This window comes from Kitasatospora sp. NPDC097691, from assembly GCF_040302665.1.
Taxonomy (GTDB): domain Bacteria; phylum Actinomycetota; class Actinomycetes; order Streptomycetales; family Streptomycetaceae; genus Kitasatospora.
In genome coordinates, this window is the sequence record NZ_JBEORY010000145.1 from 1 (window position 1) to 1,075 (window position 1,075).

The 1,075-nt window shown below is 72.5% G+C and carries 1 pseudogene; it reads left to right on the forward strand.

What is annotated here, in order from left to right:
* Positions 1-362: 362 nt before the first annotated feature.
* Positions 363-1,075: pseudogene (locus tag ABTY56_RS38730) on the forward strand (hypothetical protein); the annotation flags it as partial.

Consider the following 1,075-nt stretch of genomic DNA (forward strand, 5'->3'; position numbering starts at 1 on the left):
CAACACCCCCAGGACGCGACGCAGTTGGACCATCGCATCACGGCCCGCGTCGGCGATGGTGTCGAACGCGCGGATCGCCCGCTTTTTGTGTTTTGCGAACGTGAAGAAGTCCGACAAGACGGGACTTCCGCCCAGACGCGGAGGGTCCCGACATGTCGGACAATGGAGAAGGTGCGCGGGCCAGGAGGCCGGCGCCGAAACCGCGTGACGGCAGCGGGAGTTGCACGCACGGCCCACGCGGTGAAGCTGAAGCAGCAGAAGGAGTCACCACGATGTCGAACCAGCCCCAGGACCGTCCCGAGCGTCGATCGGACGACGGCCGAGGCTACGAGCCCCGGTCCCGTGGGGGCTGGTCGAACGACCGTGGCGGCTCCCGCCGCGACGACCGCCCCTCCGGCGGTGGCTACCGCCGTGACGACCGCCCGGGTGGGTACCGTCGCGACGACCGTGACGACCGTCCGCGTCGTGACGACCGCCCGTCGGGCGGGTACGGCCGTGACCGCGATGACCGCGGTGGCGACCGTGGCGGCTTCCGCCGTGACGACCGTCCGGCCGGCGGTGGCTACCGCCGTGACGACCGCCCCTCCGGTGGTGGCTTCAACCGTGACCGTGACGACCGTGGCGGCGACCGTGGTTTCCGTGGCGGCGACCGTCCGGCCGGCGGTGGCTACCGCCGTGACGACCGCCCCTCCGGTGGCTTCAACCGTGACCGTGATGACCGCGGTGGCGACCGTGGCGGCTTCCGCCGTGACGACCGTCCGGCCGGCGGTGGCTACCGCCGCGATGACCGCCCCTCCGGTGGTGGCTTCAACCGTGACCGTGACGACCGTGGCGGCGACCGTGGTTTCCGTGGCGGCGACCGTCCGGCCGGCGGTGGCTACCGCCGTGACGACCGCCCCTCCGGTGGTGGCTTCCGTCGCGACGACCGCCCGAGCGGCTTCAACCGCGACCGTGACGACCGTCCGCGCCGTGACGACCGTCCTTCCGGTGGCTTCAACCGTGACCGCGATGACCGCGGTGGCGACCGTGGCGGCTTCCGCCGCGACGACCGTCCCTCCGGCGGTGGCTTCAACCG